The organism is Glutamicibacter sp. NPDC087661 (assembly GCF_044743275.1).
Lineage (GTDB): Bacteria > Actinomycetota > Actinomycetes > Actinomycetales > Micrococcaceae > Glutamicibacter.
This window is the reverse complement of the sequence record NZ_JBIUWE010000003.1, coordinates 268,827-285,972: the sequence shown is the minus strand read 5'-3', so window position 1 is coordinate 285,972 and position 17,146 is coordinate 268,827. Positions and strand designations below refer to the sequence as shown.

At 60.6% G+C, this 17,146-nt stretch carries 19 protein-coding genes; 9 read left to right on the top strand and 10 right to left on the bottom strand.

The features are described from left to right. Positions 1-1,848 precede the first annotated feature (1,848 nt). Positions 1,849-3,105: a hypothetical protein gene (locus ACIOTN_RS10620; protein ID WP_402735316.1), complete on the top strand. Its 1,257-nt coding sequence runs from the start codon at positions 1,849-1,851 to the stop codon at positions 3,103-3,105. Between the two features lie 449 nt (positions 3,106-3,554). Here the strand turns inward: ACIOTN_RS10620 and ACIOTN_RS10615 are convergent, their stop codons facing one another. Both ACIOTN_RS10615 and ACIOTN_RS10610 read right to left on the bottom strand, forming a co-directional pair. Further along, positions 3,555-3,959 (bottom strand): molybdenum cofactor biosynthesis protein MoaE, encoded by a 405-nt coding sequence (locus ACIOTN_RS10615; RefSeq protein ID WP_105658551.1) that lies wholly within the window; start codon positions 3,957-3,959, stop codon positions 3,555-3,557. Beyond that, complete coding sequence (locus tag ACIOTN_RS10610; protein ID WP_105658552.1) at positions 3,956-5,137, bottom strand: ThiF family adenylyltransferase; 1,182 nt, start codon at positions 5,135-5,137, stop codon at positions 3,956-3,958. Before ACIOTN_RS10610 ends, ACIOTN_RS10615 begins: the two co-directional genes overlap by 4 nt. A gap of 37 nt (positions 5,138-5,174) precedes the next feature. Here ACIOTN_RS10610 and ACIOTN_RS10605 point away from each other — a divergent pair, with 37 nt between their 5' ends. From ACIOTN_RS10605 to ACIOTN_RS10585, 5 genes are read left to right on the top strand one after another with little or no spacing between them, the layout of a single operon-like run. Beyond that, positions 5,175-5,426: a MoaD/ThiS family protein gene (locus ACIOTN_RS10605; RefSeq protein ID WP_105658553.1), complete on the top strand. Its 252-nt coding sequence runs from the start codon at positions 5,175-5,177 to the stop codon at positions 5,424-5,426. A 3-nt stretch (positions 5,427-5,429) separates the two neighbouring features. After that, positions 5,430-6,662, top strand: coding sequence for a molybdopterin molybdotransferase MoeA (locus tag ACIOTN_RS10600; RefSeq protein ID WP_105662463.1), 1,233 nt, complete (start codon positions 5,430-5,432; stop codon positions 6,660-6,662). Continuing rightward, positions 6,655-7,131: a cyclic pyranopterin monophosphate synthase MoaC gene (gene moaC, locus ACIOTN_RS10595; RefSeq protein WP_105658555.1), complete on the top strand. Its 477-nt coding sequence runs from the start codon at positions 6,655-6,657 to the stop codon at positions 7,129-7,131. Before ACIOTN_RS10600 ends, moaC begins: the two co-directional genes overlap by 8 nt. After that, positions 7,121-7,612 carry a molybdenum cofactor biosynthesis protein B gene (locus tag ACIOTN_RS10590; protein ID WP_105658556.1) on the top strand — a complete coding sequence of 164 codons (492 nt, stop codon included), beginning with the start codon at positions 7,121-7,123 and terminating at the stop codon, positions 7,610-7,612. Before moaC ends, ACIOTN_RS10590 begins: the two co-directional genes overlap by 11 nt. Before the next feature lie 38 nt (positions 7,613-7,650). Then, the gene (locus tag ACIOTN_RS10585; protein WP_013347838.1) at positions 7,651-7,860 is read left to right on the top strand and encodes a DUF1653 domain-containing protein; all 210 of its coding nucleotides are present in this window, start codon (positions 7,651-7,653) and stop codon (positions 7,858-7,860) included. Between the two features lie 24 nt (positions 7,861-7,884). Here ACIOTN_RS10585 and ACIOTN_RS10580 read toward each other — a convergent pair whose 3' ends face one another. Beyond that, positions 7,885-8,316, bottom strand: coding sequence for a MarR family winged helix-turn-helix transcriptional regulator (locus ACIOTN_RS10580; RefSeq protein WP_105662461.1), 432 nt, complete (start codon positions 8,314-8,316; stop codon positions 7,885-7,887). A 72-nt stretch (positions 8,317-8,388) separates the two neighbouring features. Between ACIOTN_RS10580 and ACIOTN_RS10575 the strand changes: the two genes are divergently transcribed. Next, positions 8,389-9,495: an ABC transporter permease gene (locus ACIOTN_RS10575; RefSeq protein WP_105662460.1), complete on the top strand. Its 1,107-nt coding sequence runs from the start codon at positions 8,389-8,391 to the stop codon at positions 9,493-9,495. 41 nt (positions 9,496-9,536) lie between these two features. Here the strand turns inward: ACIOTN_RS10575 and ACIOTN_RS10570 are convergent, their stop codons facing one another. Next, a complete protein-coding gene (locus ACIOTN_RS10570; RefSeq protein ID WP_105658559.1) occupies positions 9,537-9,830 on the bottom strand; it encodes a DUF6966 domain-containing protein in 294 nt (97 codons plus the stop codon). Between the two features lie 49 nt (positions 9,831-9,879). Then, the gene (locus ACIOTN_RS10565) at positions 9,880-10,530 is read right to left on the bottom strand and encodes an alpha/beta hydrolase (RefSeq protein WP_402735315.1); all 651 of its coding nucleotides are present in this window, start codon (positions 10,528-10,530) and stop codon (positions 9,880-9,882) included. A 652-nt stretch (positions 10,531-11,182) separates the two neighbouring features. On the opposite strand from ACIOTN_RS10565, the gene ACIOTN_RS10560 reads away from it, so the two are divergent. Beyond that, positions 11,183-11,575 carry a VOC family protein gene (locus ACIOTN_RS10560; protein WP_105662458.1) on the top strand — a complete coding sequence of 131 codons (393 nt, stop codon included), beginning with the start codon at positions 11,183-11,185 and terminating at the stop codon, positions 11,573-11,575. 88 nt (positions 11,576-11,663) lie between these two features. Here ACIOTN_RS10560 and ACIOTN_RS10555 read toward each other — a convergent pair whose 3' ends face one another. The 5 genes from ACIOTN_RS10555 to ACIOTN_RS10535 form a co-directional block, all read right to left on the bottom strand. Continuing rightward, the gene (locus ACIOTN_RS10555) at positions 11,664-12,446 is read right to left on the bottom strand and encodes an IclR family transcriptional regulator C-terminal domain-containing protein (RefSeq protein WP_365943073.1); all 783 of its coding nucleotides are present in this window, start codon (positions 12,444-12,446) and stop codon (positions 11,664-11,666) included. 81 nt (positions 12,447-12,527) lie between these two features. Then, entirely contained in the window at positions 12,528-13,184 is a 657-nt protein-coding gene (locus tag ACIOTN_RS10550) for a 3-oxoacid CoA-transferase subunit B (protein ID WP_105658562.1), read from the bottom strand. Further along, on the bottom strand, positions 13,184-13,855 hold the full coding sequence (locus ACIOTN_RS10545) for a 3-oxoacid CoA-transferase subunit A (protein WP_105662455.1): 672 nt from the start codon (positions 13,853-13,855) through the stop codon (positions 13,184-13,186). The genes ACIOTN_RS10550 and ACIOTN_RS10545 overlap by 1 nt, the downstream gene beginning before the upstream one ends. Before the next feature lie 66 nt (positions 13,856-13,921). After that, positions 13,922-15,133, bottom strand: a complete 1,212-nt coding sequence (locus tag ACIOTN_RS10540) for a thiolase family protein (RefSeq protein WP_105662454.1) — start codon at positions 15,131-15,133, stop codon at positions 13,922-13,924. A gap of 176 nt (positions 15,134-15,309) precedes the next feature. Continuing rightward, on the bottom strand, positions 15,310-15,960 hold the full coding sequence (locus ACIOTN_RS10535; RefSeq protein ID WP_105662453.1) for a DUF6318 family protein: 651 nt from the start codon (positions 15,958-15,960) through the stop codon (positions 15,310-15,312). A gap of 266 nt (positions 15,961-16,226) precedes the next feature. Here ACIOTN_RS10535 and ACIOTN_RS10530 point away from each other — a divergent pair, with 266 nt between their 5' ends. After that, on the top strand, positions 16,227-16,976 hold the full coding sequence (locus tag ACIOTN_RS10530) for an IclR family transcriptional regulator (RefSeq protein ID WP_105662452.1): 750 nt from the start codon (positions 16,227-16,229) through the stop codon (positions 16,974-16,976). Positions 16,977-17,146: the final 170 nt, after the last annotated feature.

Below are 17,146 nucleotides of genomic sequence, written 5' to 3'. Positions count from 1 at the left end.
CTGTTCAACGGCACGGACTGTCCTGTTTGCGCCACCACATGGCCACTCGGCGAGTTTGAGGAGGTAATCGCACGCAAAAAAGCTCAATCTGCCGCCGCAAGAGAAGAAATAGCTGCGTTGAAACTGAGAGCAAGCCGATTACTCCCTCATTTCACGGATTTACAACAAACCATCGAAATTGCGCTTCCTGTGGCTGAAGGGGTTGGCCAGGAAGCAATCAACACAAAAAAACAGCTTGAAGTAATTCGTGCAATAACCAAGACACTTCGTTGCATCAGTAACCCTTCGGAGCTGACAGAACTTGCGGCGCTGACGAAGTCGAAAATTGCTCCAATCAAGTCGTGGACCTGCGAACTCGAAAAGAAAGTTCGTGAGCTCCCCCTGCCAAACGAAGCCGACGAGCAAAAAGGTCGCTTACGATCTTTGTCGCATAGTTTTCATGAATATGCGGAACAGAAACGCCTGACTTCTAGCCTTTCCGAGAAGTCGTTAAGATCAACTACAGCTTGCGAAGTCTTCGAGTATTCAACTGCTGCGAGCCTCATAGAAATTTATTCTGCCGTTCAGTCGAAGTTTGCGCTCTTCTACTCCGCTATCAACGCCGACGACGAGAGCCAGTTTTCGGCCACTCTAACTCAGTCGGGTGCTGGCTTGGATATGAATGTTGACTTCTACGGCCGCGGAGAGTTTCCCCCTGGGGCATACCACAGCGAGGGCCATCAGGATGCGATGGGGCTATGCCTCTATCTCGCGTTGGCTCAATTTACATTGGGTACCGGATTTACCTTGTGCGCTTTGGATGACGTACTGATGTCGGTTGATTCTGGCCATCGCCGCTTCGTCGTAACGTTGTTGATTCAACAGTTTTCTGACACACAGTTTGTTGTGACCACGCATGATGAGCAATGGATGCGTCAGATGAAGTCACTGGGCTTCGTTCAGGGGCGGAACGTGCTTCAATTTCGAACCTGGAATGTCGATAGTGGACCCGTCGATTGGGCACACTATGAACCATGGGGTGAAATCGAAACCTTCCTAGAGGCAGGTCATGTGAAAGCTGCCGCTGGGTCCTTACGTTCCTATCTGGAGCACGTAGGACGCGAATGTGCCAGTAATCTCGCCGCACCCATCCCATACAAGCTTGATGGCCAAAACACTCTCGGGGAACTCTTCAACAGCAGCATCAGTACACTTCGATCCACTATTAAGAAGGGGAAAAATTCTGCTAACTCCTGGGGTCGACCGGAGCTTGTTGCTCAGTTAGACGCTTGGGATACTCGGGTTCAAACGGCCGCTCTGGAAGCAAAACAGGCAGAATGGGCTATCAATACAATCGTTCACTTCAACGAATGGGAGAACCAGACTCCCTCGGAATTTGCTCTCGTTGCTGCGTCCTGGAGACGCCTGATGAGGGAGTTCGCGTGTAACAAATGCGAGGGCCTAGCTAAGGTCACAAGCGATAAAGATTCTCTTCGTTGTGCCTGTCAAACCATATCTGTAAATCTGCTTGGCAAGAATTAGTTGGTATTCCGGTATTATCTCGCGACGGTTTCAAAGAAAGCTTTGGTTATTCTTTGGCATGTCTTGCATCCCATGTCCTACGGGACCTCTGAACCATCCGACTTGCTCCCCTCAAAGACGACAGTCGTAGATCTTTTGCCGCCTATTATCAGACCAGAAGCCGCAGACCATTTGGAATGAGTACGCTGGAAGAAACTCTTCCTCATTCCAGTGCGAGAATGATTTTATGAACGCCGTGGTTGCAAAATGAATATAACTTACTTCTTGATCAGACCTAATCCCGAGGGATGGGACGCGCTTCCACTGTGCCCTCGTCCGTGGCGACAAATGCTTGTCGCTTGTGCGATCATCCTGATAACAACAGTTGCCTCATTCATCGAGGCTCGGGGCTGGGAAGATCCTCCGCCAGAATACTGGCAACACCCGTACCAAATTGCGGACATGTTCGGTTTCTCTGCCACCCTCGTTGCCTTATTCTTTTCTCTTACCGGCTGGTTTTTTGGGCGTCTGGCTGTTGCCATGGCACCCATCATTTTGCTCTATGCGGCAATACCATATTCACTCGACACCACCGAAGATTCCGCTATCTGGTGGGCTGGGACCATCGCCGCGGCACTTTGGTGGCTTGTCCAGACAAAAATCTCCCACCAACAAATTCACGCCGTCCGGAATCTCGCCACAGAGTCCAACACCGGCGCCACCCTCGAGCTAGGCCCGGATGCACAGATGTCACTGAAACGCATCAAAAACCGCAGCCTCTCCTGGGCGGCGACTTTAAGCTCGATCGCAATCCTCTTCTGGTTAGCTACTGCAATGGCACTACCTACTGCGGTAGGACGCACCCTTCAAGAACTCGAAGATCTGGCATTATCCGATTATCTGGGAACAGCTGCTGCAACCGTGAGCATTTTGGCACTAGCCCAGTGGCATCGCTACGGCTGGCGGTCCCTAGCTCGCAGGGGCGTAGGCAACATGGTGTGGCATGTCCCGATCGTGGGTGGCCCGGTTGAGGGACTATGGTCATCGCTTTCCGAAGACGCTGGCATGGTGTCTTTTGATCATGCTCGTTCATTACCTTCGTGTATCTGTATCAACGATTTTAAACGCGGTAACCCTGACGAAGTGGACCTATACGGTGACATCAGCATTACGGCATCCGTTTACTGCCCGGTTCACGGGATCGATCACATCAATTCCCTAACTCACGAACATTTTCGTTCCAAAGCGACCAATACCTGGTTCTGGGACGAAGATTCCCTGTTACCAATATCCACGCAGGCCGAAGAAGACAGAACTCTACTCATCGGATACGCGGGCACTTCCTTTATCGGGTTGCCGGCACACTTCTCTAATGACACAGCAGAAATCCAACCCGACACAGATAACTTCGTTGAGGAGCGCAATCCGCAGATAAACGAATCACAGTGGAAGCGGCCCTTACCGCCACTAAGTGGAGCCGTGGACCGGATCGATCTAAGACCGGCAGGTCTAGGAGGGCATGCCATCCGCTACCAGCACGGGCGGGCATGGTTTGAAACAACCAGAGATGCGGATGCCAGAAAACGACCGACTACTGAAGAATGATGAACTGCTCCTCTTTTTCATTGGATGAGTCCGTAATCCAGCTAAAAATCCGTATTCTATAAAGAACGATGAATCGGGCACCGTCTTATAACCAATGGGTTGTAAGACGTCTTGCCGTCCACCCCTTCTTCAGCTTAAAATCCTTGAAAACTCGACGCCCGAATTTTCTTGCAACCATGTGTTATCAGCAACCTCTTCGGATTATGACCCCATTATCAGTTGCAAGACACCTTTGACTAGCTCACCAATGATCATCCAGCCCCGTACCGTCAATAGTTGCGTCAATAGTTCTTCAGGTCTCTCATCATGCCCCGCCAACTTCAGTCGAAAACCCGGTCTTCATGAAATCAAGAGCTCCAGGCAGACCCACCATTCACGAGCCAAGAGGCCTGTCGTGCAATCCAACAAATCGAGATCCACCCAACTGTCCTTGACCGGGTTCAAGACGATTACAGCCCCACCCATTCGGAGCTGCCGGACGTGAAGTGCTGCTTCTTCCAGATCGGGACCTCGGCCTTGATGCGCTCCACCAGGTTCTCAATTGCGTCGAAGGCTTCCTTGCGGTGCGCAGCCGCCGAGGCAGCCACCAGCGCGGCATCGCCAATCTTTAGCGGACCCACGCGGTGCACAGCCGAGAGCTTCAGGCCGGTGCGTTCTTCTTCGGCAATAATCTTCTCCAAGAATTCTTGAGCCTGCGGGTGATGCGAGTAGTCCAGGGAATTCACCGACTGGCCACCATCGTGATTGCGGATGATCCCGTGGAACATCACCAGCGCACCGGCGGTATCAGACTGCACGGCATCGCGGACGGCAGCCTCGTCGATAGGTTCTTCGGTAATCAGCGCGTAGCTCATGATCGGGTTCCTTCGGTATGTGCGGGTTCGGTCAGTAGCTGCGGGGCCACGGCGGCCAGAGCGGGAAGCCCGCCTTCAAGATAGTTTGTTTTGATGCCTCGTCCTGCGAGCAAGGATGCTGCGCGTTGCGAGCGCGGGCCACGGACGCAGTAAACCGTCACCTGTGCCGGGATCTGTTCCAGTTCGGCCCCGGATTCGATGGCTGCTTCCAGCTGGGGCAGCGGAAGGTGCAGGGACCCGGTGATGTGCTGTTGCGCGCGTTCGTCATCATTGCGCACGTCCAATAAAACCGGAGCTGCATCACCAGTTAGTGCTTCGGCGAGCGCCTCGGCGCCGATGCCTTCAGCTTCAGGCAGCGTTCCCGAGCAAAAAAGCACATAATCGATCAGGTCGGTGACTTCGCCTGCTTGGGGATCACGGGAGAATTCGAGGGTACGGGTGCTAGCCGCCAACGCATCGTAGATCAGCACCTTGCCCACCAGCGGGGCACCGATTCCGGCGATCAGCTTCAAGGCTTCGGTAGCCAGCAGCGAACCGACGGTTCCGCACAATCCAGGCAATACTCCCCCGGCCGCGCAATCCGGCACGGTGCCCGGGGCAGGCGGGACCGGGAACAGGTCGCGGTAACCCGGACCATGCTCATGCCAGGCCACGGAAACTTGTCCATGATGCTGCAGGATCGATCCCCAGATCAGCGGGATGCCGGTGAGCTGCGCGGCGTCATTGGACAGGTACCGGGTCGGGAAGTTGTCGCTGCCATCGATGACGAGGTCATAATTCGCAAAGATCTGAAGCGCATTCGATGAATCCAGGCGCAGGTTGTGCTCGATGATCTTCACATTGGGGTCCAGCGCCGTGGCGGCCTGCGCCAGGGAAGCGGTCTTGGCCAAGCCGATATTAGCGGTGGTGTGCGTGACCTGGCGGTGCAGGTTGGATAGCTCCACCACGTCATCATCCACGATGCCGATGGAGCCTACTCCCGCTCCGACCAGATACGGGACGCTGGCGCTGCCCAGCCCTCCGGCGCCGATAACCAGTACCCGGGCGGCAGCCAGCCTGCGCTGCGCAGTGTCATCAAATCCGGGCAACGAGAGTTGGCGTGCAGCGCGAGCAGCCTGTTCGCCGCTCAGTGGCGGCCCGGGGGCCACAAGCGCGGGAAAGTCGCGTTCGCTTTTCATCGTGCTCCTTATCGCCTAGGCGCGATAGCATGAAGTCATGTCGAAGATTACGATACGCTACTTCGCTGCCGCGGCGGCAGCAGCGGGCTGCGAGCAGGAGAGCTGGGAACGCCCCGATACACTCGCCAGGCTGCGTAGCGAACTGATCGATTCCTACGGACCTGAAATGGCCCAGGTTTTGCGCGCCGGAAGTTTCCTGATCAACGGCGTGGTGCGCCGCGATGCCGGCGAGCTGGGCACTGCCGACGATCTGACCGTGGATGTCCTGCCGCCGTTCGCAGGCGGATAGTCCATGTCCTGCACTCTGGAAAGCCATCGCGCGGAACTTGAAGAGCTGCTGTCCCCGGTCTTCGCCTGCCTGGACAATGAAGTGCTGCCCATCGATAGCCCTGAGGCCAGCGATCGAATCCTCAGCGAGGACCAGTACGCCCTTTTGCCCATCCCTGCGTTCACCAATTCGCAGATGGATGGCTACGCTGCGCGCAGCGCGGATCTGGCAGCAGCCTCGCTCCGCTCCCCCATCTCTTTGCCATTGGGTTTCACGGCTGCTGCCGGCGATCGGCAAATATCCCTGGCTGAAGGCACGGTCAGTCCGGTGATGACCGGTGCGATGATCCCGCTGGGTGCTGACACCGTCATCCCCATCGAGGAAAGCGGCTCTGGCGCTTTCCCGGAATTGGTTCGTGCCGGCTTTGGCACCCCCAGCGGCCACGCGGAATTCTCGGCCCCCAGCGCCGCGGGCCGCTTCATCCGCCCCGCCGGCGGTGATCTCGAAACCGGCGCCTTGGTGGCCAAGGCCGGAACCCGGCTGACCCCGACCATGATTGCTGCACTGGTTTCCAGCGGGCTGCGTGAAGTACCGGTGCGCCGGGCCTTGAAGGTGGCCGTGTGCACTACCGGCGATGAGCTCAGCGATGGACAGCGTTCCCAGGGCCAGATCCCGGACTCGAATTCCCCTATGCTCGCAGCCTGGCTGCGCCGCTATCAGGTGCAGGTGCGCACCTTGCAGCTGCCCGATGATCCGCAGCGCTTCGCCCTGGCCATCGATGTCTTGCAGGAACAGGTTGACCTGATCGTAACCGTGGGCGGTATCAGCGCCGGAGCTTACGAGGTGGTCCGCCAAGCGCTGTCGCCGCTAGGCGGGGTTTTCCATCATGTGGCCATCCAGCCCGGCGGTCCGCAAGGCTTCGCCCGACTGGCCAAGGCAGCGGTGCTGTGCTTCCCGGGCAACCCGGTCAGTGCCCTGCTGTCGGCAGAACTGTTCCTGGCCCCGCTGCTGCGACAGCTCAATGCCCTGCCAGAGCCCTTGCCCAGGCACTACCCGCTGGCAGCCGATGCCAGTTCCCCCGAGCACAAGCACCAGGTGCGCCGCGCGCTGATCCGCGATGGCCAGGTCGCCATCCTGGATCCGGGATCCCACCTGGTCCACGATCTGGCCCGCGCCGATGCGCTGGTGCATATCCCGGTAGGCGTCAGCCAGTTGGCTGCCGGCCAAAGCATCGAAATTTGGAGCATGAATGTCTGAGAGACTCACCCACCTGCGCGAAGACGGCAGCGCCCATATGGTCGATGTCAGCGACAAGGCCGTCACCAAGCGCGTGGCCACCGCAGAAGCCATCTTCGCCACCCGCCCGGATGTTGTCCCGATGCTGATGACCGGGCAGTTGCCCAAGGGCGAGGCGTTGGGCACCGCAAGGGTCGCTGGCATCATGGCGGCCAAGCGCACCTGGGAACTGATTCCGCTGTGCCACCCGCTGCCGATTTCCAAGGTGTCCATTGATTTCACCGCCGAGGAATCCGCGGTGCGCGTCACCGCCCAGGTGACCACCAAGGGCGTCACCGGGGTGGAGATGGAAGCGTTGACCGCGGCCAGCGTTGCGGCCCTGACCCTCTACGACATGGTCAAGGCCGTGGACAAGCACGCCGAGGTCCGCTCGGTGAAGGTTTTGGCGAAGTCCGGCGGCAAGAGCGGTGACTGGGTTCGTGGAGACTAGCCGCATGGCGGCCGTGGTGGTTGCTTCGACCAGTGCCGCAGCAGGCACCGCCGAAGACAAGACCGGTCCGCTGATCACCCGGTGGCTGTCCGAGCGCGGCTTCGAGACCGGCGAGCCGACGGTGGTGGCCGACGGGCAGCCGGTGCGTTTTGCCGTGGATGACCTGCTGGCCAACGACGCGCAGGTCGTGATCGTGACCGGCGGGACCGGGGTCTCACCCGATGACCAGTCCCCCGAAATGGTTGCCCCGCTGCTGGACGTCCAGCTGCCCGGAATCATCGAGGCCATCCGCCGGCGCGGAGAAGCGACCACCGCGCTGTCCATCATTACCCGCGGGGTCGCAGGATTCTCCGGCAACAGCTTCGTCATCACGTTGCCCGGGTCCACCGGCGGAGTGAAAGACGGGCTGGCCGTCCTGGATCCGATCCTGGAGCACCTGCTGGTCCAGCGCAGCGGCGGCACCGGGCACGGACCGCGGTAAGTTTTCCAGCACCATCATTGATCAGAAAGGCCACCAGGTTGAGCATCGAACCCGGAATTTACCAGCACTTCAAGGGTCAGCGCTACGAGGTGCTGGCCGTGGGGAAGCACAGCGAAACCGAAGAGCCACTGGTCTTCTACCGCAAGCTCTACGATGACTACAGCTTCTGGGCTCGGCCACTGGAGATGTTTGCGGAGCACGTTGAACGCGATGGCTACAACGGCCCGCGTTTCGCCAGGATCGCCTAGGGCAAGTTGCAGATTTCCCTGCACCTACTGCGAGTCGGCAACGTTATAGCGTTCCAAGGCTTTGGCAAAGGCCGAGATCTGCTCTTCGCTCCAGCCCTCCAGACGATCGGTTACCGCAGCGCGGTGCACGGCGGCGGAAGCCTGAAGCCGCTCGCGGCCCACGCCAGTCAGTTCCACTACGCGGCCGCGCCCGGATTCCGCATCATCATAGGCGATATATCCCAAGTCCAGCAGCGTGCCTACCTGCCGGGAGACTGTCGAGCGGTTCAGCGAGAACGCCTCGGCAATGTCGGTGGCCCGGGTTCCGGGCGTATCGGCAATGAAGCGCAGCAGGGAATGCTCCACGAGTGTCAGCGGCTCGGCCAACTGGCGTGAGCGCGTATTGGCACGTCGGGTAATCATTTGCATGTGGTGGAAGATCGATTGGATATCGGCTTCCCGCTGTTCCTTGCCCATGTTCCGAGTCTAGTACGCAGGGCTTTGCCGGGCACTCAATGTTGCATCATGCAACATTAAGCGTATTCTTTAATGCTGATGACTCTCACCGACAACGCCCCGCGCCAATCCCCCGCTTCCAAGCATGCCGATAATCCGGCCAAGAAGAAGTCCCTCGCAGCCAAGCCGGCACCACTGGGCTGGGGAAAGCTCGTGTTGACCATGCTGATCCCGTTCTTCCTGTGCGCCATCATGGGCTTGTTCTATCTGGGGGCCTTCCACGCGCCCAGTCCGCACAACGTGCAGGTGGCGGTGGTGGGCGATTCCGCGCAATCCAAGGTTTTCGCCCAGACCCTGCAGGATGGGTCCGACGGTGCATTGAATGTGCACACCGTCGCCGATGCGGACCAGGCCCGGAAACTGGTAGAGCAGCGCGAGCTCGTGGCCGCCTACGAAACCAGCGGCGGCACGGCAACGCTCTACAGCTCTAGCGCCGCGTCGGAAACCTCGGCGAATATCGCCCAGAAAGTCTTCTTGGAGGTGGCCTACGAACAAGGCCAGCCATTGCGCATCGAAGATGTCGTGCCCACCGGCGAGCAGGACACCACCGGGCAGGGGCTGTTCTTCCTGCTGGTCGCCTTGAGCATTGGCGGCTACGCCAGCGCCGTGCCGCTGGCCGGGTTCATGGGCAAGGTCAAGCTGCCCGTGCGCTTCGCCATGGCGGCGGTTGCCGCAGCGGTGGTTGCCACAATCACGGTGCTGATCGCGGGCCCGGTCTACCGGATCATCGAGGATCATTACGCGGGCATCTGGCTGATTTCCTGGGTTTACGCCGCCGGCATCACCCTGCTGGGCCTGGGCCTGCATCCACTGCTGCGCCACTGGACCACCCCGACGCTGACCTTGTGCTTCGTCGCACTGAATTTCACCAGTTCCGGCGGGATCTTCCAGCCGCAAATGCAGCCGGGATTCTACGGTGCACTCAATACCTTCTGGAATGGCGCCGGGTGGCTGCACGCAGTGCAGACCCTCGCCTACTTCCCCGGGCAGTCCATCGGCATGGATCTCCTGCGGCTAATCCTCTGGCTGATCCCCGGCATCCTGCTGGTCATCCTGACCCACGCGTGGAGCGTGCGCAAAACCCGCGTGGCCGATGAAAATGCCAGGATCCGGGACGTCGAGGAAACCGTCGCCGCGTAGCGGCACGCGCCGCGGGGATTGCTCCCTGCCAGATGCCGCTCCTAGCTGCGCAAGAGCCAGGAGCGCGCGGAGCCCAAGGCTCGGCGCAGTCCGCTCACCGCGTCATCCATGACCGCGGTTCCCACATCCTGGAAGGACCCCATGCCGCCGCGGTAGAGTTCCAAGGCCTTCCGGGAAGCCTCTCGCAGTTGCTCTCGGCTTTCGATATCCTCGAAGAGGCCATCAAGCCAGCGAGCCGCATGGGCGCGTTGCGCGTCATGGTCCTGGGCCGCTGCGAGGTGCAGCTTCTCGATAGCCGCGCGGATTCTGCCCAGTGCTTGCTCAACATTGTCCATGGCACAAGGTTATCCCGGCCGGCGGGCCCTGCTGCCCGCCAGCCGCGCTTCAGGACTTGCCCAGCGGTATCAGGTCAAGTTGCGCGGTGATATGGCTGCGGACGTCGTTCAGTTCATCCATGTTGATCCCGTGGGCCAACCCCGAGTAGGTGCGGGCGGTCAGGGTCGAATGCTCGGGCAGGAACTTGGTGGTGCGTTCAATGGCGACCGGGGCAATGACCCGGTCTTCGGTGCCACGGCCCCAGAACACTGCTGGACGCTGCGCGGCGATGATTTCATCGGCTGACTGGGTGCCGCCTAAGACGAATCCGCCCAGGATCGTGGTGGCCAGCACCCGCTCGGGCCGGGTGCGCAGCAGCTGGCTGGCCATCAGCCCGCCCTGGGAGAAACCGACTGGAATGATCTTGGTGGCGGTGTCTACATTTGCATCGATCCAGGCCCAGATCGCCGCGGTGGCCGCTTGCACCGGCGCCGCGTCGGGGACGCCCGGAGTGGTGATCTGGAACCAGGCGGCCCCGCCGTGGCCCAATTCCAGCGGAGCGCGCAGCGAAGCCCAAGGCAGATCCAATCCCAGCGGTTCGGCGAGCGAGCCCAGGTCGTGTTCATTGGAGCCGAAGCCATGCAGGAAGACCAACACGGCACCGGATTCCGGGGTGCTGCTCCAATTGGCGGAACGCTCATCGCTCAACAGGTTGCTCATAGCAGGCCAACTCCTCATAAGTTGTTTGCGGGCGGTTCCCGATGGTGGAATCACAGCCTTCCGGCGGCGTTCCCAACAAGGTTCAATAAGCCAAGCATACCGTAATTAATTGAAGATACAAGTAAATTCCATTACCGCGATCCGTCACAGTACCCCGGGCGCCACCCGCTCAGAAAATCTGAAGCGAAGAGCACCCAAGTCCCGCTCGCCCTTCTGCCGGCCACCACATGCGAGCCTCAAAAACCAGCTAGTCACCTCGGATAACTCCGGCCTAAAGCAGGCTTCAAGCTAGTGCGAAGGCTTGCGGGCATTCCATGAAAAATTCGCGCAATCTGGAGGGAACGCATCCTACTTCACGCAAAACCTTGTCGCCAGAAAACCCTAGACAGAAACCAAAATTACTGTGATCATTTCGTGTTACTACCGGCCAGTAGCAAGTGTCTCCCATCTTTTACTCGAAGGACCACCATGATCCTGTAGTCCACCGCTGGGTGCTCAACGCCCTGAACACGGATGGTCCGGCCGATCCAGGCTACCGCCCTTCCTGCTACCTGTAAGCGGGAATCGGCGCATCCTGGCGTGCGTGCCGATGCCGGGATGCGCCTTGGCTCGCACCTAGGCAGAGCGCCTGCCAGCTATTAGATTGGTGGCCATGGACGTTCTTTCCAGCAGGGTGCTGCTGCGGCCAATTGACCTGGCCGCAACCCAGCAGTTCTATCGAGATGTGCTGCAACTAGCCGTGGCCCGGGAATTCGGTCCGGCACAGCAGCCGGGCTTGGTGTTCTTCCTGGGCAATGGCCTGCTGGAAGTCTCCGGGCACCGGCCGCCAGGGATGCCGTCCACGCTGGTGCTGTGGGTGCAGGTGCGCGACGTGCAGGCAGAGCTGGAACAGTTGGCGGCCTGCGGTGCGACGGTGCAGCGCGAGGCGCGCAAGGAGGACTGGGGCCTGATCGAAGCATGGATCCAGGATCCCGACGGCACCAGAATCGTGCTGGTGCAAGTACCCGAAGGGCACCCGATCCGCCGGGACGTGCGCGAGCCCTAGCAACTGGTGCTGGCCTGCGCGGCTCGCCGCGATCACCACGTGTGCTGGCATCGAATGGGATCCGACCACCGCCTGACCCCCGCGGGTACTAGCGGCTGGCGGCGAGGGCTTCGCGTACCTGCGCGGCAGCTTCGAGCAGCTGCGGCAAGACCACCTCGGCTGCCTGTTCGGCGCTCTGCGTAGTATCGGGACGCACGCTCATCGACACGTTCATCGCGGCGACCACGGTGCCATCGGCGCTGAATACCGGCACCGCCACCGAGCGCAGGCCGATCTCCAATTCCTGGTCTACCACCGCATAGCCCTGGGTACGGATCCGCTGAAGTTCAACGCGTAGCGGATCCGGGCGATCGATCCCCAGCCCTGTCACCGAGTGCACGCCGGCGGCGATCACCGCCTCGCTGATTTCTTCGGGCTGGTAGGCCAGCAACACCCGGCCCATGGAGGTGTTGGCCGCCGGGAAGCGGGTGCCCACCGAAATGCCCACGCGCATGATCGAACGGGTATGCACCCGGGCGATGTAGACGATCTGCGATCCGTCCAGGATGGAAGCGGAGGCCGATTCATGCACAGCAGCCGAGAGTTCCTCAAGCACCGGTTCGATCAGCTGCGGCAAGGTGGCGCTGGACAGGTACGAGTACCCCAGCTGCAGGACCTTGCTGGTCAGCTCGAAATGCTTGCCGTCGGTGCGCACATAGCCCAGCTCCACCAGGGTCAGCAGGAACCGCCGGGCGGTGGCCCGGGACAGGGCAGTGCGTGCGGCGACCTCGGAGAGGGTCATTGACGCGTGATCTGCATCGAAGCTGCTGATGACCGCCAAGCCGCGGGCCAGGGACTGGACCGATGTGGTTGTTGCTGCCTGCTCGCTCACCGTGCTCCTTGCGCGCTGGAAATGATTGCGGGGTGCACTTCCGGGACTCGGATGCGCACCCCCACTAATCTACTGGGTCTTCTAGGCCTGGGTCAGTTCCACCGGGACCTTGGCGGCCAGCTCCTCGAAGCTGATGCCATGGGTGGAGCGCACGAAGACCTTGGCATCGCGCAGCTCGAAGACGGCCACTTCGGTGTAGATCCGCGAGACGCAGCCCAGCCCGGTGACCGGATAGCTCAGCGTTTCAACCAGCTTGGATTCCCCGGCCTTGGTGAACAAGCTCATCATCACCCAGGTCGCCTTGGCGCCGATAGCCAGGTCCATGGCGCCGCCCACGGCAGGGATGGCGCCTTCGGCACCGGTGTGCCAGTTGGCCAAATCGCCATCCTTGGAGATCTGGAAGGCGCCGAGTACGCACACATCCAGGTGTCCGCCGCGCATCATCGCGAAGGAATCCGCGTGGTGGAAGAAGGAGGCACCGGGCAGCTGCGTGACCGGGATCTTGCCCGCATTGATCAGATCCGGGTCGATGTCCTCGCCGGTGGCCACCGGGCCCATGCCCAGCATGCCGTTCTCGGTGTGCAGGGTGACACCCTGTTCCTTGGTGAGGTAGTTCGAGACGTTGGTCGGCTGGCCGATTCCCAGGTTCACGAATGCTCCGGCCGGGATGTCCGCGGCAACGAGCTGCGCCATTTCATCGCGGGTGAGCTTTGCTTCGGTGGTGGTCATTGCGCTCATTACTTCTGTCCTCCCAGTTCCACCACGGTATCCACGAAGATGCCCGGGGTGATGACGTTTTCCGGATCGATGGAACCGGCCTGGACGACCTCGTCCACCTGCACGATGGCCGACTTGGCCGCGGTGGCCATGATCGGGCCGAAGTTCCGCGCGGTCTTGCGGTACACCAGGTTGCCCAGCGTGTCGGCCTTCAGTGCCTTGATCAGCGCGAAATCGGCGTGGATCGGGGTTTCCAGCACATAGCCCTTGCCATCGATCACGCGGGTTTCCTTGCCCTCGGCCAGCAGCGTGCCGTAGCCGGTGGGGGTGAAGAACCCGCCGATGCCGGCGCCGGCGGCGCGGATGCGCTCGGCCAGGTTGCCCTGCGGAACCAGCTCCAGCTCGATTTCCCCGGCCCGGTAGGCCTCATCGAAGTGCCAGGAGTCGGACTGGCGCGGGAAGGAGCAGATGATCTTCTTGACCCGGCGTTCCTTGATCAGCAGGGCCAGGCCGGCGTCGGCCTGCCCGGCGTTGTTGTTCACGACCGTCAGGTCCTTCGCGCCGCAGTCCAGGAGCGCGTCGATCAGTTCCATCGGCTGGCCGGCGTTGCCGAAGCCGCCGATCAGGACGGTGGCGCCGTCGGTGATCTCGGCGACGGCGTCCGCGGCCGAGGTGGCAATGCGTGGTGCCATGATGCTGCCTTTCTAGATTCAAGATGTCGTGGGACCGGAGGTTCAAATCCCCCCGTCGTCCAGCTGCTACTTGGTTGCGTTCACGTTCTCGACGACGACGGCCAGGCCCTGGCCGACGCCGATGCAGATCGCGGCAAGCCCGTAGCGCTCGCCGGATTCTGCCAGGCGGCGGGCGACGGTACCCAGGATGCGCAGGCCCGAGGCTCCCAGCGGGTGGCCGATGGAGATGGCCCCGCCCCAGGCATTGACGATGGCCGGGTCGATGTCCCAGGCCCGGATGCAGGCCAGCGACTGGGCCGCGAATGCCTCGTTCAGCTCGACCGCGGCGATATCCGACCACTTCAGGCCGGCCTTGGTCAGAGCCTTGTTGGCGGCTTCCACCGGGGCGAAGCCGAAGAACTGCGGATCCAGCGCGGCAGCGCCGTTGGAGACGATGCGGGCGATCGGATCGGCGCCCAGCAATTCGCCGCCGCGCTCGGAACCGATGAAGGCCGCCGAGGCGCCGTCGCTCATCGGCGAGGCGTTGCCAGCGGTCACCGTGGCATTCTCCCCGGTGCGGAACACGGTGCGCAGCTTGGCGAGGGTTTCTGCGGTGGAATCAGCACGGATGGTCTCATCGCGGGTGACTTGGGTGCCGCGCTTGTTCGCCGGCGGAACCGGTACTACCAAGTTGTCGTACTTTCCGGCCTCCCAGGCGGCCGCGGCCTGCTGGTGCGATGCCGCGGAGAATTCATCCTGGTCTTCGCGGGAGATGCCGTGCTTCTCGCGCAGCTGCTCGGTGGCCTCGCCCAGCGATACCGTCCATTCCCCCGGCATGGCCGGGTTGACCAGGCGCCAGCCCAGGGTGGTGTTGGCCAGTTCCAGATTGCTCATCGGGAAAGGACGCTCGGTCTTGGGAAGCACCCATGGAGCACGGCTCATCGATTCGACGCCGCCAACCAGGACCAGGTCCGCGTCGCCGGTGGCGATCTGGCGGGAAGCCGCGATCGAGGCATCCAGCGAGGAGCCGCACAGGCGGTTCATCGTGGTGCCCGGCAGCGAGGTCGGCAACCCGGCGAGCAGGGTGGCCATGCGGGCCACATTGCGGTTTTCCTCGCCGGCGCCGTTGGCGTTGCCGAAGATCGACTCGTCGATATCCGCGACATCCAGCTGCGGCGCCCGGGCGACCAGCTCGCGCACCACGTGGGCGGCCAGGTCATCGGGGCGGTGGCTGGACAGCGCGCCGCCAATCTTGCCGAAGGGGGTGCGGATTGCGTCGTATAGGTAGGCCTGCTGCATCGTCTCACTGCTCCATCGCTGCGGTATGTTCACATCGTGAACTTGTGTTCGTAGAATGAACTTTAGCAGTTGATGCCCGTAGCTTCAATAGATTTCCCTCGCGGTCCACCCGATTCCCCGCACACAAAAGGCCCCGGCTGCCGAAGCAGCCAGGGCACTTTCCAAGTCACATATTGCTATTGCGCGTTAATCGCGACATTTAGCGGCTGCCATCCTGAAGACTCGTCGAACGCCGGATCCTGCACAGCTAGCGAGCAAATGGATCCAATGAAGTTTCCATCCTCGTCATAAGCGATCTCATCCCAATTTTCTTCAAAATCCATGCAGGAAACCGGCTCAATTTCGCTGGTCGCCTTTCCATCTGCACCGAGGACTTGGCCAGCGGCTCGCTCTATTCCAAAGCTGGCAAACACAACCTTGGGCTCGCCCGGCGATGCTTGATACTTGTCCAGGGTGCTCATGGTTTCAATAACCCTGAATTCGCCTTCGTCAATGCTTCCGCCATTGGCATAGGCCTGGTCGGTCTGGGCGATTAGCTCCTGGCACAAGGTGCAGTCCGCTGCCGAGAAGCCCTTGAGTGCGGCGGTGTCACCGCTCGCCACCGCATAATTCAGCAGCTGTACCCAGTACTCCATGGCACCTTGCAGCCCTTCCTCGGTTTTCTCGCTGAGGACCGCCGGGCGCTGCGGAACTTCGGCATTTTGCTCCGGGGAGCTCGGCGTGGGCGACACGGTGCCAGCAGAAGGATCACCGGCTCCTCCCTGGGATGCACTGACGCAACCGCTGGCTGCCAGCGTCAATGCAGCCATCAAAGCTGCAAGCTTCACTTGATGATTCCGAACCATTGCCGCCGCCTTCTTGGAGTTTTTTCCGCGTTCGAAAACGACATTACATCAAGCATTTCGATAATACGACCACTATTCAAATAATGTTTTGGCTACGCTTTTCAATGTGAATCGCTGGAAAAATTCCATGTTAACTCTGGATGAACAAGGGAAATTCGACGCGATAGCGAACCCTGCTTGCACTAAAGCGCAGAGCCGCTCACCTGGATGCAGGAGAAGCGAAGCAGCCACTGCCCTAAAATAGTTCCATGGCCAATTCGCCCAGTGGGGACACTATGCTGGACCGCTTGGTTCGGATCCTGAATTCTTTTGATCTCAACAATCAGTCGCTCAGCGTCAGCAGCCTGGCCCGGCGTGCCGACATCCCCAAAGCAACCATGTACAGGTTACTCGATGAATTGGTATCCCATGACTTGCTGGCGCGAGACGGGTCTGGCCAGGTGCGGCTGGGTTTGCGCCTTTGGGAATTAGCCAATCGAAGCGCTGCCACCCAGGACCTTCGCACCGCGGCATTGCCGTTCATGGAGGACATCAACCAGCTGCTGGGGCAAAATACCCAGCTCTCGGTACTGCACCAGGACGAGGTGCTGATCATCGAGCGTCTCTCGCGGCCGGGCTCCGTTGTCAATCAGGCGAATGTCGCCGGACGCATGCCTGTGCACCGAACCTCGATGGGCATGGCACTTTTGGCCTTTTCACGGCCGGAAACCATTCACGGGTTCCTGGAACGCCACCACGAACTGATGACCGCCACCCATCCTGAACTCCGCGCAGAAATGGCGGAAATCCGACGCAACGGATTCGCCTCGTTCGACGGATTCATCGACCCGGAAACCACCGGTGCCGCCGCCCCGATCCTCGACGAGGCGGGCTATCAGGTTGCGGTTATCTCGGTGGTTGTTCCCCGCGACTCTGGAACACTGCAGTCCGCAGCTCTGGCGCTACGCACCGCAGCCCGGGGCATTTCCCGTGCAATGCATTTGGGCGACAACCGCTAGGCGCAATCAGGATCCCGCTGTTCGATACACGCGCTACATCCACTGGCAATGCAAGCAGTCAATAGCTTCCGAGACCATCGCACTTCTCTGAACTCCTTGTGGAGTTGATGCCACCAATGAATTGGTCTGCGTTTCTTCCGACAACGGGCGGAAAACAAGTGGTTGGTTGC

Bases quoted from the DNA above. Each gene is read 5' to 3' on its own strand.
- ACIOTN_RS10620 (WP_402735316.1), top strand. From the start codon at position 1,849: ATGCTTGTCGCTTGTGCGATCATCCTGATAACAACAGTTGCCTCATTC.
- ACIOTN_RS10615 (WP_105658551.1), bottom strand. From the start codon at position 3,959: ATGAGCTACGCGCTGATTACCGAAGAACCTATCGACGAGGCTGCCGTC.
- ACIOTN_RS10610 (WP_105658552.1), bottom strand. From the start codon at position 5,137: ATGAAAAGCGAACGCGACTTTCCCGCGCTTGTGGCCCCCGGGCCGCCA.
- ACIOTN_RS10605 (WP_105658553.1), top strand. From the start codon at position 5,175: ATGTCGAAGATTACGATACGCTACTTCGCTGCCGCGGCGGCAGCAGCG.
- ACIOTN_RS10600 (WP_105662463.1), top strand. From the start codon at position 5,430: ATGTCCTGCACTCTGGAAAGCCATCGCGCGGAACTTGAAGAGCTGCTG.
- moaC (WP_105658555.1), top strand. From the start codon at position 6,655: ATGTCTGAGAGACTCACCCACCTGCGCGAAGACGGCAGCGCCCATATG.
- ACIOTN_RS10580 (WP_105662461.1), bottom strand. From the start codon at position 8,316: ATGGGCAAGGAACAGCGGGAAGCCGATATCCAATCGATCTTCCACCAC.
- ACIOTN_RS10575 (WP_105662460.1), top strand. From the start codon at position 8,389: ATGCTGATGACTCTCACCGACAACGCCCCGCGCCAATCCCCCGCTTCC.
- ACIOTN_RS10570 (WP_105658559.1), bottom strand. From the start codon at position 9,830: ATGGACAATGTTGAGCAAGCACTGGGCAGAATCCGCGCGGCTATCGAG.
- ACIOTN_RS10565 (WP_402735315.1), bottom strand. From the start codon at position 10,530: ATGAGCAACCTGTTGAGCGATGAGCGTTCCGCCAATTGGAGCAGCACC.
- ACIOTN_RS10560 (WP_105662458.1), top strand. From the start codon at position 11,183: ATGGACGTTCTTTCCAGCAGGGTGCTGCTGCGGCCAATTGACCTGGCC.
- ACIOTN_RS10550 (WP_105658562.1), bottom strand. From the start codon at position 13,184: ATGAGCGCAATGACCACCACCGAAGCAAAGCTCACCCGCGATGAAATG.
- ACIOTN_RS10545 (WP_105662455.1), bottom strand. From the start codon at position 13,855: ATGGCACCACGCATTGCCACCTCGGCCGCGGACGCCGTCGCCGAGATC.
- ACIOTN_RS10540 (WP_105662454.1), bottom strand. From the start codon at position 15,133: ATGCAGCAGGCCTACCTATACGACGCAATCCGCACCCCCTTCGGCAAG.
- ACIOTN_RS10530 (WP_105662452.1), top strand. From the start codon at position 16,227: ATGGCCAATTCGCCCAGTGGGGACACTATGCTGGACCGCTTGGTTCGG.